Annotated in this window: 7 protein-coding genes; 4 read left to right on the top strand and 3 right to left on the bottom strand. The window is 48.2% G+C overall.

Annotated elements, in window-relative coordinates; genetic code table 11:
• Window positions 1-67: 67 nt before the first annotated feature.
• Window positions 68-1,990 carry a sensor histidine kinase gene (locus I4W93_RS04065; RefSeq protein WP_205310654.1) on the bottom strand — a complete coding sequence of 641 codons (1,923 nt, stop codon included), beginning with the start codon at window positions 1,988-1,990 and terminating at the stop codon, window positions 68-70.
• On the bottom strand, window positions 1,987-3,243 hold the full coding sequence (locus tag I4W93_RS04060) for a sugar ABC transporter substrate-binding protein (RefSeq protein ID WP_205310655.1): 1,257 nt from the start codon (window positions 3,241-3,243) through the stop codon (window positions 1,987-1,989). The genes I4W93_RS04065 and I4W93_RS04060 overlap by 4 nt, the downstream gene beginning before the upstream one ends.
• Before the next feature lie 133 nt (window positions 3,244-3,376).
• Here I4W93_RS04060 and I4W93_RS04055 point away from each other — a divergent pair, with 133 nt between their 5' ends.
• The 3 genes from I4W93_RS04055 to I4W93_RS04045 all read left to right on the top strand — a co-directional run bounded on the left by I4W93_RS04055 (window position 3,377) and on the right by I4W93_RS04045 (window position 6,244).
• The gene (locus I4W93_RS04055) at window positions 3,377-4,846 is read left to right on the top strand and encodes a protein adenylyltransferase SelO (RefSeq protein WP_205310656.1); all 1,470 of its coding nucleotides are present in this window, start codon (window positions 3,377-3,379) and stop codon (window positions 4,844-4,846) included.
• 85 nt (window positions 4,847-4,931) lie between these two features.
• A complete protein-coding gene (locus tag I4W93_RS04050) occupies window positions 4,932-5,441 on the top strand; it encodes a YgjV family protein (protein ID WP_205310657.1) in 510 nt (169 codons plus the stop codon).
• Entirely contained in the window at window positions 5,438-6,244 is an 807-nt protein-coding gene (locus tag I4W93_RS04045; protein ID WP_205310658.1) for a CLCA_X family protein, read from the top strand. Before I4W93_RS04050 ends, I4W93_RS04045 begins: the two co-directional genes overlap by 4 nt.
• Before the next feature lie 73 nt (window positions 6,245-6,317).
• On the opposite strand, the gene I4W93_RS04040 is transcribed toward I4W93_RS04045, so the two are convergent.
• Window positions 6,318-9,536: a TonB-dependent receptor gene (locus I4W93_RS04040; RefSeq protein WP_205310659.1), complete on the bottom strand. Its 3,219-nt coding sequence runs from the start codon at window positions 9,534-9,536 to the stop codon at window positions 6,318-6,320.
• Window positions 9,537-9,870: 334 nt separating this feature from the next.
• Between I4W93_RS04040 and I4W93_RS04035 the strand changes: the two genes are divergently transcribed.
• Complete coding sequence (locus tag I4W93_RS04035) at window positions 9,871-12,921, top strand: family 20 glycosylhydrolase (RefSeq protein WP_205310660.1); 3,051 nt, start codon at window positions 9,871-9,873, stop codon at window positions 12,919-12,921.
• Window positions 12,922-12,934: the final 13 nt, after the last annotated feature.

The raw sequence follows: 12,934 nt of genomic DNA, 5'->3' as shown, positions 1-12,934 counted from the left end.
ACATGCCAAGCGCACTATACGTAGTGTAGTCCCATTTAGCTCAATGCTCCGGTTGTAATATCACACCCTACCTTGGCTTTATTACCACCCTAACGGGTAACGTCATTGTAAAACTAGCGCCTTTACCCGGCTCACTTTCAGCGTCGATACTGCCTTTAAGTTGCTGTGTGATCAAATTGTACACAATGCTCATGCCCAAGCCACTGCCACCATCTTGCTGAGCAGTGGTAAAGAAAGGTTCAAATATCCGCTTTAATACCGGTTTTGCCATGCCGGCACCATCATCACGATAGACCAATTGTAGCTGGCCATCGGGTAACAGGCTGTAACTGATACTAATGTGCTGAGCTACGCTGCTGTCAAAACCGTGTTGTAACGTGTTAAGCACCAGGTTAGTAAGCACCCGGCTAAAGGTACCAGGGTAACTTTGTAGTACCATCACCTTATCGCCCTTGATATCAACTTTGACATTGTAGCGGCTAAGTTCATATCGCAAGCTCAATATAACTTGTTGCAGATAATCGTATAAATTGAAATTACGCCGCTGCTCACTGGATTGATCCACTGCGACGGCTTTAAAACTTTGGATAAGCTCTTCGGCACGTTGTAAGTTACGGCTTAATTGTTCGATGCTTAATTTAGACTCACGTAAATAATGATCAAACGCAGAGCGTTTAAGCGTGCTGTGCTTAACCGCTTGGGCAATCTCTAGATGTTGCTGTTGTATGGTGTTAACCGCGGCCAGGCTTTGACTGATGGGATCTGATATCTCACGAGATACACCAGCGACCAAAATGCCAATTTGCGACAATTTTTCTGATTCGACTAACTGTTGCTGTGTTTTTAGCAATTCAGCATTGATCTGATTGAGTTCGACAACGGCTTGCTGCAACTGTGATGTTCGTTGTGCTACCCGCCGTTCCAGCAGGTCTTGATGCTCTTTAAGCTTCAATGCCATGGTGTGCAACACGCCCGCTATTTGATCAAACTCGGTAAACGGAAATTGCTGTTTTGGCTGCTGTAAGTCGCCATCCGCGTAGCCCTCTACCATGCGGTTTAATGCAGTAATAGGTTTTACTTCTGCCCGTACAAATAACCAACCTGCCAATAACAGTAATATTAAAAACAAACCTGTTATCAACGCATAGCGATAGGTAAGCGCCGTAATGGCTCCCAAAGCAGCTGCGCGTGTAGTAGCAAACTCTACGGTTAATGCTAATGGCAGGTTTGGCACATGCAGTTCAACTTGCGTTACCATCATGTCGCTACTGGGCTTGGCATCCGTAATAAGGCCGCGGCCTTGCCAGTAAATATTTTGCAACGTGGTGTCAGGGCTATAATTCTCCAGCATTGTCTTGATATTCTGTAATGGCAACAACGCTACAATGGCGCCGGTTAACCGACTACGCGGATCGGTTACAGCGGTATCGGCCAGCTTTAACGGTATTTGCATTACGATAATTTCTGCCAACGGTTGCGCGGCTGGTGCACTGTTTGCTAACAGTTGCTTGCTCAGTTCAACAGAAGACATAAATATAGTTTGGTTTGTTGCGGCATAATCCTCGGCAAACAATGCTTCCAAATGTGGCTGCAGCGGAGTCAGTGGCACTACCATGGCTTCAACCGGAACGGCCTCAACTATCCATTGTGTTTTATCCACCAACAATACTGCTTTGGCCAGTTGGTGATTCTGCGCTATTTGCAGCAGGCTGTTGCGCGCATTGTGGGCAAAAATACCCGAACTTGCCGCTAGAGCAGCATTGGAGTCGACGGCTAGCTGTTGCAGCTGCAGGGCAAATTTTTCCAGTTCAAATTCCAGCTGCAATTTGGCTTTTTCGGTCTGGGCGCTTTGTTTTTTAATTTGCTCTTCGGTTTGTATGTTTTGAAACTCTGATATTAACAACCCGCTTAATAGCAGTGTTGGCAGCGTTGCACTTAATACAAACTGCAAAATTAACAGGTTTTTTAGCGATAATTTAGCTATTTTCATTGGCCTGCTTCCAGCAGCTGTTGATCGCGCAAGGCAACTTTTTGCATAAAGCTTGCAGCAGCTGTCGCGTCCAATGTATTTTTCTGATGCAACAGCATACCTTTTTGCATGCCGTTCCACACTGATACCATAGCAGTTGATGCCGGCATCAGGGTACTTAAACGGTTTTGTGCCTGTACTTGCAGGTGAAATGGCTCTGTTAACCAGGGTTCAGGCGTAGGTGTATGATAATACGGCGTTAAATAATATTTTTTTGCCAACGGCTGCAAGTTTTCTGCTTGCCGGATAAAGTGCACAAATTGTTTAATCTGCGCTGCTTTAGCACTACTTAACGCCTGATTAGGAAACACCATTACAATATAGGACGCCAGTGGCTGCATTTTATGCTGCTGTAACGTGGGAAAAGGCATGATACCTAAATCATCACCTAAATGCCGTTTGGCCTCAGCCAAAGCCCAGGTGCCATTAATGGCATATGCATATTTTCGCTGATAAAAATCATCGGCTACACAGGCATAACCGCACTGCTTTTGCGTTATATTCTGCTCGGCAAGTTGTTGATAAAACTGCAACGCTTTCGCCATCTCAGCAGAGCCCAGGGAGACCTGATTATTGGTAACCAGATCGGCGCCAAACAAACTGGCAAATAAAGCAAACCAGTATGGCTCCTGGTAGTTTAAAGCCAGCGTCTGAATACCTTGTTGATTAAATTCTTGCTGTTGCACAACCAGCTGCTGCCAATCTGTTGCCGGTGTATTGACCAGCGCCTTGTTGTATAACATCAACAAATGATTACCGGAAAATAATGGCAGACTGTAATTTTTTTGATTAAATTGTAACGCCTGCTGCACTGCATCAGGCAATGTATCGCCAACCCACTCTGGCGGCAGCTCAGACAAACGCATTAACCCGGCATAGCCAACATTGTCAGACGAAATAATGATAATATCCGGCGCCATTTGCTGATCTGCAGCGCGGATAGCCGAGGCTTTAAGCTCTTCGTTTGGTAAAGCATGCACAACCACATTGATATCGGGATTGGCTCGGGAAAACGCCGCCGCAGTATGGGCTAAGTCGGCATCCATTTCTTTGACCATATGCCAAACATTAAGCTGTGTTGCATTACAAACACCAGCTGAAGCCAACACTCCGCACAGCAACACAATAAAACGCAATAATATCTCCTTCAAGTTGCCGCCGGCTTTAACAACCAGTTGATTATGTGCAATATAACCATAACTAGCAAACTGCACGTTCACCTTACACACTATAGTGCAAGCAACAAAGTACGTCATCAAAAGCAGACAAAATACAGATGGGTACAATGCTGGCTGTTGGCCGGTAAGCCACGTACACTAAACACCAGATACAAATTGAGTAATGACAATGCCACATTTTAATGTACAACACAGCCTGGCAGATTTGGGTGAGCCTTTTTCTTTACCTTGCAACCCCACGCCGGTGCCGGCGCCACAGTGGCTGGCGTTTAATGCCAGCTTGGCAGCACAGTTGCAATTACCTCAACAGTATTGGCATTCAGATGACGGTCTGGCGGCATTTAGCGGCAACGCGTTACCAAATTGGGCAAGCCCACGTGCGCATGCTTATGCCGGCCATCAGTTTGGCCACTTTGTGCCGCAATTAGGTGATGGCCGCGCTTTGCTGCTGGCCGAGGTAATCAGCACGGACAACCGCCGTTTTGATATTCAGCTTAAAGGTGCAGGCAGAACCCCGTTTTCCCGTCGCGGCGACGGCCGTGCGCCACTGGGTCCGGTGCTGCGCGAGTATTTAGTCAGTGAAGCCATGCATGCGCTGGGGGTGCCGACAACCCGCGCACTGGCAGCGGTGCTCACAGGTGATTGGGTCCAGCGCGAAACCAGCGAACCCGGTGCGGTACTTACCCGGGTGGCTGCCAGCCATATTCGTATTGGTAGCTTTCAATATATTGCAGCTCATGGCGATACAACCCAACTAAAAACCTTGGCTGATTATGTAATTGATCGCCATTACCCACACTGCGCTGGCGCTGCCAAGCCATATGTGGCGCTGCTAAGTGCGGTCGTTGGCAAACAGGCGAAGCTAATTGCCAAGTGGATGAGCCTGGGTTTTATTCATGGTGTCATGAATACCGACAATATGAGTGTTGCTGGCGAAACCATCGATTATGGCCCCTGTGCTTTTATGGATAACTTTAACCCAGCACAGGTTTACAGCTTTATTGACAGCCAGGGCCGCTACGCCTGGGGCAATCAGCCCCGGATTGCCAGTTGGAACCTGGCACGCTTTGCCGAAACCTTGCTGCCGCTACTGAGCGAGCAACCAGAGCAAGCTGTGGAGCTGGCTACGCAGGTATTACAAGGTTTTAATAACCAAAATGAAGCCGAGTTTCTGCGCCTGATGGCGGCTAAAATCGGTATTACTGCCGCCACCAATGAAGATGAAACGTTGATCCGTGATTTGCTTAATCTGATGAGCGCAAATCAAGCTGACTTCAGCCAGAGCTTTCGATTACTTAGCCGCTCGGTAAACGATAGTAACGCCGGTGCAGCAATGTTGTTTACAGATAAGCGTAACTGGGCTGACTGGGCAGCAAAATGGCAACAGCGGCTGGCTGTTCAGGGCGTTGACTTAGCCGAGGTAAGCCAGCAGATGGATAGCATTAACCCGGCTGTTGTTGCGCGTAACCACTTAGTTGTACAAGCGATTATTCAAGCAACTGAGCACGCCGATTTAACGCTGTTTAACCGGCTACAGCAGGCACTGGCGACGCCTTATACCTTGTCCGACGCTAATGCCGCTTTTGCCTTGCCGCCTGAGCCACAACAGCTTATTAAGAACACTTTTTGCGGTACCTGATTATAACTTATGCCATCTGCGGCAGGCAGATGGCGGCTAAAGTCGGTACACTAGCCATCTTATTAAGCAACACAGAGTCACTGCTTTGCCAGACATAACCATTAGTTTTGCATTGTCTCAGTGCTTAGCCGCAATTGCCTTTATCAGCGGCATTGTGGCTTTTCAGCGCAATGATACAACTAGCATGCTGAAATTCTGGTTTGTCTCGGCCCTGCTAAATGCCAGCCATTTTGCCGTGCTGGGCCAATATGAAGCAGCATGCTTTGTTGGCTTAACGGCGCTGCGTTTTCTGGTGGCTGCAGTAAGCCCACGTCAACGCTGGATGTATTGTTTTTTGGCGTTATCCAGTTTACTTATTGTGCTTAGCTACAACAACCCTGTTAATTTATTGCCCTATCTGGCCGCGGTGGTAGGCACTATCGGCAGTTTCCAAAAAAATGTGTTGTTGGTACGGCTGCTGATGGCCATCGGTGCTACGTGCTGGGTAGTGCATAACCTGCTGGTAGGGTCACCCGTAGCGGTATTAATGGAACTGGCGTTTTTAAGCAGTAATCTGGTTGGTTTTATAAGAGGCCGCAGGCAACAAGCGACATGACCCGAACACGACAGCGCATTCAGCGACAGTATTACCGCAATGGGCCGCCGCATCGTGGTGGCGCTGATGTTAGCTTTACCGATTTGGTCAAAATTTTTGCGTTTAATAGCATTCATATTGGCCGTTGGGTAACGCCGGAAGAACTGCAACTGGCAGCTAATTTATTCTTTGATGCTTTTTGTGATTTACAGCAGCTGCTGCAAGTGCCACCGCAGGTGATCTCACTTAACGGCAGTTTAGCTATTACCTTTGGTATTGGCGGCCAACCCGGAGTTTGTGCACATTATCAGCCGCAAGGACGTATTTTAGCGTTAGCGAAAAATGCTGGCGGTGGTAGCCTGGCACACGAGTGGTTTCATGCCTTTGACCATTATATAAGCGCTAAAATGTTCGCCAAAAAGGCTACGCGTAACCAATTTGCCAGCTCAGCCTGGCTGCAAAATTTACCTATTGTTCCGCATTACCTCAATGAGCTACTCAGTGCGGCTTTTCAAACACTGTATTTATCTGCCGACGGTCAAAACAAGAGTGATTTCTTTGAGCATTGTAAGCAGCTTGACTATAGCAGCAATAGCTTTTATCTGGCCATGCCGGAAGAAATGGCGGCCAGAGCCTTTGAGAAAGTATTGCAGCGCCAGCCGTTGAAAAACAACTTTTTGGTCGCAGGTACCTTACAAGGTAAAGCGGCCGATAACGGAATTTATCCTACAGATAACTTAAGCGATGCGCTTGGCAAGATTTGGCTGGAGTATTTTCAATTGCTTGGCCAGGGTTTGCGCTACCAGGCAAATAACCGCAGCTGATGTCTGAAGAAAAAACCGCGCAGTACGGTAACTACGCGGTTTGAATTACAACACAATTATCAGATGTTAGTGATTAAAACACCGCCCGAACACTCAGTGCATAACGACGGTCGGTGGTAAAGCTTAATGCATCTGTACGGGTTCCAGCCTGATCCATTTGATACTGAGTTTTGGTTTCGGTATTCAACAGGTTGCTACCTTCAATACCCACTTTCCAGTTATCGTTAATGGTGTAGTAAAAACTGGCATCAAGCATACCCGATGCTTTAGCAAACGCGGGTACGTATTCTTCAGATTCACGCAGCGTTAGCAGGTATTCTGAGCGCCAGGTGTAGGCCATGCGAAAGGAAAAGTCCTCATATTCATACATGCCGACGATATTAAAGTTCTTGTCGGAATAACCTTGTAGAGGCAGGCCAGTAAACACCCTAAACGTATTCCTGTTATCGGTTATGCGTGTTCCATCCTCTTTAAATCCCAGGGTCCCTGCAGCAATTTCGTTTGGATCTTCCAGGCCATCTTGGTCGATATAAGTGAAATTTACCTGCAACCCCAAGCCCGACCATGCGCCTGGCAACATATCGTAGAATTGAGAATAGGCCAGTTCAACCCCACGTAACGTGCCAGAACCGGTATTTGCCGGACCATAAGCCGTTACATCATAAACTTCACTGTCAAAGCTGACATCAAGTTCAAAGGGTCTGTTGCGTATAATGTTATCCAGTTTTTTATGAAACAACCCGGCCGTAACAAAGCCCGCAGGTGCGAAATACCATTCGGCCGTCAGATCTAAGTTAATAGACTCTTCAGGTTCAAGATACGGATTTCCCGCCAATGCGGTAACGTTGATGTTTTGCAGACCTACTACCGGATTGCTGCCTTCAGAGTACTCTTCGGCCGGGTTTTCTAACACCCGGTTGTAATCCAGCTCAAGCAGACTGATATTGCGAGAGTCAACCAGGCTTGGGTAATACAAACCTTTTGAGAAAGCAAAGCGGACAACAACATCTTCGCTAACCCCGAAATTCAGGTTCAGACTGGGTAACAAAGTATCATAGTCTGTACCGTCAACCGTGCTCAGAATAGAATCACCACCGGCTAAATCGTAATACCGTTTGTATTCTGGTTGCTGCATAACGGTATTAAGAGAGGTGCCAGGATCACCGCGTTTCGCTAGCGTAGGCTGCACCAGAGCACCGGTCGATTTCAGTTGATAGTTTACATAACGCAAACCAACATTACCTTTAATCGGTATCTCCAGATCTGCCAGCTCAAAATCGGCACGGACGTAAAACTCGGTACGTTGCTCATTTGAAGAACTGATATTATGTGCAGCAAAAGGCCCTTCTACCCGGTTTGGCCTGTCGACATAAGGCACGTGCAAACCGCTACAAACACCATTGTTGGCAGCACTGACAGTTGCATTGTTCCAGCCCTCCTGACAGCCTCGGTATAACGAGTTTTGGAAGTCCTTCACCAGTGACATTTTAGGGAACAAAAAGCTGTTAACATCGCCAAGTAATACCTTGCCGTTGTAGTAGTTTGAAAAATCAACAACTTCAAATAGTTCAGGATGTAGTGACGCGGCTGCAGCATTGCGGTCAGCTTGAACCCACGGTGTTCCAATCGCAAGAAACCCTTCATATGCAGTATCTCGCACGGTTAATTCTTTGTCAGAATAATATGCCCCTGCAGAAACTGAGGTAAAAGCACCATCAAGCTCATATTTCAAGTCAAACTGAAATGTGTCTGCTTTGGCAGTATTGTGCTCTTCCTGCTCCATACCGGTACCAAGAAACAAATTAGGCACCGGGCCGTTCCATTCCTGATGCGGCGATAAACCCGGTGTCTGGATATTATTACTTAATACCTCAACCGTTGGTCGGCTACCACGCATATCAAGGAAATAAGGAAACACCGCATACACACTGGAACCACGTGTCTGACCCGACATACTGTAATTGTGCACAACTTTTTCTGAATCGATATGCTGGTAGTCGAACGCCATACTTAACCGATCTGTTGGTTTGTACTTCAGATTAAACGAGGTATCTTCAACGGTGTTCTCGTTGTAGTTCCAGCGAGTCCGATAAAAGAATGGCACTTCAGGCTCAATACCCAGCGCGATACCTGACGTAACAAAGCCATTTTCAACAGTTAATGGATGGCCATTTGCCGCGTCATCCCGCCAGTTTTGTGAAATACCCATCCAGCTTTTAAAGCCCTGAGCCGCTTGTCCCAACTGACGTTCTTCCCACTCTAACGATGCGTTAGAGTTAATATGTTCTAACGTAGCCACAATAGTGTTGTCGTTATTGGCCCATTGTAACGATGAGGTAAAGCCAGTGCGTTTACGATCGTTATCGGCAGTGCTCATGTGGATCGCCGCCGGTACATGCCAGACGCTACCTGCCGGTTGTCCCGGCAATGCCGGTCCATCTAACGGCGAACTCGGGTCCATGTCAATAACACCGCCCCATGGGTCGGTAACTGCGATAAACGCATCGCCTCGTGAATGAAAGTTTCCAAGACCAATACCATCACCACGGGTTTTATACTCAGATTGCGAAGCTGCAATAAGAAAGCCAAACTTGCCGGCATTGGTTTCCCAGGTGTCTGAGAACAACGCAGAAAGCGATGGCGTCACTTCTTCACGAAAATCACCATAGTTAGCTTTAGCATTAAAAGAGAACACACGCTCGTCAGAATCAAAGGGTTTACGCGTGATCAGGTTAACAGTGCCGGCAATACCACCAGAAATAAGATCTGCGGTCTGATTTTTTACTACCTCTACCGCCCCTAACAATTCTGCGGGAAAATCTTCGTAACTTAATCCACCCCAGGGGTTGGCACTAAAGGCATCTCTACCGTTGACCTCGGAGCGCACCCGATCTAAGCCCCTAACCAATACACCAGTGCCCTCATCAGCATAATGCTTTGGGTCATTTGACGATGCAAAACGCTCTATCGTTACACCTGGCACGCGCTGCAGCGCTTCGGTAACAGATTTATCTGGCAAGGCACCAATATCGGTAGCGGTAATTAAATCTTTTACCGTATCAGCATAACGTTTCAGGTTTTGTGCACTGTTTAAGCTACCACGAATACCTTTTACCTCTATTACCTCTACTGGCTCTGCAGTTTTTTGCCCAATGACATCGCTGTCATTTTGTGGCAAAGCTTGTGCCTGGGTAACTACCGGAGCTAAGCTCAGTAGTGCAGCTGAAATAGCCAGGCTGAGTCTGGCCCGTTTAATTCCTTTATTATCGCTATCACTGAGTAATTCAGACATGATGTAGTCTCTTCTATTCTTGTTTTAATCTGGTGAGCCCTGTTGTTAGCAAAACTGCAAACCGGGCCAATTTATACTTATCTTATGCTTCCTGGTAAAGCCGCTACAACTACCAAATATATCGACTCACAATGTTACTTTGTACCATGACGAGCGAAAAGTAAACACTTTAAAGTGAAAAAACCGCCACATATAGCAAGCAGTTCTAGACTTCCTTATATTTATTGCTTATTAATATGTTACCAAGTAACACGAAGTGAGGTTTAAAGTGCGCGGCTTTTTCTATTTTTTATTAGTGATATTAACCGGATTTACCTGCGTTAATGCAGACACTATGCTGCTACCGCAGCCGGTCGAAGTACACGCCAAACCCGGCAATTTCCGGCTGGATGACAGCGTTGTTTTTAATCCGCCGCTGTCAGCTGCACTAACAGTTGTGACTGAGCGCTTTGCACAGCGGCTGAAAACGCAAACCGGCATCAGTTTACAACGGCACGGCAATAACAACAGTAAACGCCTCAACGTTGTGCTCACGGGCACAAGCTCTCCGATACCGCAACCGGATATGCAGGAACAATATCAACTGTCGGTCGGTGCACAGCAAATAACCCTGCTGGCGGCCAGCCAGGTTGGCTTAAACCGCGGTATCGAAACACTGCTGCAACTGATCCAGCAAGACAGCGCCGGCTATTACCTGCCACAGCTTGAAATAACAGATGCGCCCCGCTTCGCCTGGCGTGGCTTGTTACTGGACCCGGCTCGGCGTTTTTTACCTATAGATGTACTATACCGCCAGCTGGACATTATGGCGGCGGCAAAATTAAACGTGTTGCATTTGCACCTTACCGACGATCAGGGGTGGCGGTTTGAGTCAAAAGCCTTTCCTTTGCTACATCAAGTGGGAGGTAAAGATGGTTTCTACAGTCAGGACGAGCTGAAACAGCTGGTGACTTACGCTGCCGGGCTTGGCATCCGCGTAGTACCAGAAATTGATTTACCCGGCCATACCACAGCTTTAGGCGCTGCTTGTCCGCAATTAATGGCGCAAGCTGGCCCAACACAGCCAGAACGGCACTGGGGTGTACACCCTGCGGTACTGGACCCAAGCAAACCAGAGGTGTATCAGTTTATTCAAACCCTGCTGAGCGAAGTTGCCAGCGTTTTTCCCGATCCGTACCTTCATATCGGCGGTGACGAAGTGCTGCCAGAGCACTGGTTACAATCAGCAGATATTGCCCGCTTTATGCAGCAGCAACAGCTAACGACGCCACAACAGTTGCATTCTTATTTTAATCGTCGGCTGCAACAGATTTTGCAGCAACTCAACAAACGCATGATTGGCTGGGATGAAGTGCTCGACAGCGATCTGCCAACCTCAGTATTAGTGCAGTCCTGGCGCGGTACAGAGTCGTTATATAAAGCTGCCCAGGCCGGCCATCCGGCAATATTATCTACCGGCTATTACCTGGATCAACCGCAAATTGCCGCCTTTCACTACCGCAATGATCCACTACCAACGCCTACAACCGTGCCTGATCTTAGCCAGTTTCACAGCCTAGGGCACTGGCAGTTTGAACTGGCGCGTAAGCGCGGGGCTGCGGTAAAAGCAGAGCTTATGCTATTGAACGACAATGCCGGTACCAGCGCTGCTATTTTGCAATTTGCCGGCCGCAATGCGCGCTATATTGAAAACTTTACTTTAAATGCCAATCAGTTGCAGTTTGAAACCGATAGCTGGATGGGGCCTGTACAGGCCAGATTGACGCTACAAGCTGAGGTATCGGGTGAGGTTGTGGTCGGCAATGCAGCTTATACAGCGACAGGCCAACAGTTACATCAGGCGCCGCCTTTGCAAATTGACAACCTTAGTATCAGCCCACAAGCTGCAGCGAATATTCTCGGCGGCGAAATTACCCTGTGGGGCGAGCTGGTAACGCCAGAAAACATCGATATCCGTCTGTGGCCCAACGGCTTTGCCGTCGCAGAGCGGCTGTGGTCTACCTCTGATGTCACCGATCCTGACAGCCTGTATCAGCGACTCACGCAGTTTAGTCACTGGGCAACATTAAGCGCCGGTTTAGCAACCGCGCAACAGCAACAAGCCGGTTTAGCCCGGATAGCCGCTCCGGCCCAGGCTGACGTTTTGGCCACGTTAACGCAAATACTGGAACCGGCGCACTATTATCATCGCTTACACGAAAAATCGGTTGCGGGTTTGTATCATGCTGATGCGCCGTTAAATCAACTGGCCGACTACCTAAGCGCCGAAAACCCAAAGCTACGTAACTTCTCTGCGTTGCTACAGGCCTGGCTGCAGCATCCCGAGCCTGACAATCTACAAGCTTTGTTACAGCAAATGCAGCATTGGCAACAGGCTGCTGACCAATTGCAAGGGATAACTGAGCCGATGTCAGCGCTGGTAATGTCTAGCCAACGCCTACTGGAAGTTGCCATCAACACATTGCAGCAATATCAGCAGCAAGGTTATATAAGCCTGCAAGCGCAGCAGGCGCTAGATCGACAATTGTCAAACGCAGCAGGCATAGAGCAGGAAATCATCATTGCGTTGCACCGGCCACTGCGCCTGTTGTTGCAGCATTTACCGTTAAGCCGGCACTGGGTAGCGCCAGGTACGTTCAGCGCTTCGGCCGAAGGCCCGGCTTTTGATAGCAACGGTAATTTGTATGCGGTGAACTATGGCACTGACGGCACTATTGGTATCGTCAGCCCAGACGGCAACGCCAGGCAATTATTGCAACTGCCTGACGGCAGCATTGCCAACGGCATAGTGTTTGATCAGCACGATGTCATGTATATGGCCGACTATACCGGCCATCAGGTACTGCGCTATCAGCACGGCAAACTCAGCGTTCACGCCGCCGAGCCTTTGATGAACCAGCCAAACGATCTGGCAATACTTAAAAACGGTACCCTGTTTGCCAGCGATCCCAATTGGCAAAACAGCACTGGCCAGTTATGGCGCATAGATACGGACGGCAGCAGCCATCTGCTTGAAGATGCCATGGGCACCACTAATGGCATCGCCGTCAGCCCGGATCAGCAATTTTTGTATGTTAATGAGAGCGTACAGCGCCGGATCTGGCGTTACCGGTTGGGTACCGGCGGTACGTTAACGGAGAAAACCTTGTTTGCCAGTTTTTCCGATTATGGTTTAGATGGCATGCGCACCAATGAAAAGGGAGATTTGTTTGTCGCCCGCTATGGTAAAGGTACTGTTGTCCGGCTTAACGCTACCGGTCAAGTTGTCGCTGAATACCGGCTGCAACATGCTTTGCCAACCAATGTTGCATTAAGTCGAACCGGGCCAGAGCGGTTGTTTGTTACTATTCAGCAATGCGGTTGTATAGAGGTTATCGACTTATAACCTTGCCTCAGCG

It is taken from the genome of Rheinheimera maricola (assembly GCF_016918075.2).
Lineage (GTDB): Bacteria > Pseudomonadota > Gammaproteobacteria > Enterobacterales > Alteromonadaceae > Alishewanella > Alishewanella maricola_A.
Note: the sequence above shows the minus strand (reverse complement) of the source record. Positions and strands in the feature narration are given on the sequence as shown.

What these genes read in the sequence shown, in the direction of transcription:
- I4W93_RS04065 (WP_205310654.1), bottom strand. Translation starts at nt 1,990, where the DNA reads ATGAAAATAGCTAAATTATCGCTAAAAAACCTGTTAATTTTGCAGTTT.
- I4W93_RS04035 (WP_205310660.1), top strand. Translation starts at nt 9,871, where the DNA reads ATGCTGCTACCGCAGCCGGTCGAAGTACACGCCAAACCCGGCAATTTC.
- I4W93_RS04040 (WP_205310659.1), bottom strand. Translation starts at nt 9,536, where the DNA reads ATGTCTGAATTACTCAGTGATAGCGATAATAAAGGAATTAAACGGGCC.
- I4W93_RS04055 (WP_205310656.1), top strand. Translation starts at nt 3,377, where the DNA reads ATGCCACATTTTAATGTACAACACAGCCTGGCAGATTTGGGTGAGCCT.
- I4W93_RS04045 (WP_205310658.1), top strand. Translation starts at nt 5,438, where the DNA reads ATGACCCGAACACGACAGCGCATTCAGCGACAGTATTACCGCAATGGG.